General features: G+C 71.7%; 1 protein-coding gene. It reads left to right on the forward strand.

Translation table 11 applies throughout. The features are described 5' to 3' along the window. Positions 1–269, forward strand: a 269-nt coding sequence (locus tag FEI13_RS18930) for a (2Fe-2S)-binding protein (protein WP_240036585.1), incomplete at both ends; no start/stop codon positions are given.

The following is a 269-nucleotide window of genomic DNA, read 5'->3' on the forward strand; positions in this document are numbered from 1 at the left end:
CTGGGCGGCGTCCCGATCCGCGCCTGCGTCACCCCGATCGCGGCGGTCGCGGGCCAGGCGATCGCCACCATCGAAGCGATGCAGGACGACCCGGTCGGCAAGGCGGTCCAGGATGCCTGGGTGCGCCACGACGTGCCGCAATGCGGCTACTGCCAGAGCGGCCAGGTGATGAGCGCCGTCGCGCTGCTGCGCACCAACCGGCGCCCGCTGGACGGCGACATCGACAACGCCATGAGCGGCAATCTGTGCCGCTGCGGCACCTATCAGCG

It is taken from the genome of Halomonas urmiana, assembly GCF_005780185.1.
GTDB lineage: Bacteria > Pseudomonadota > Gammaproteobacteria > Pseudomonadales > Halomonadaceae > Halomonas > Halomonas urmiana.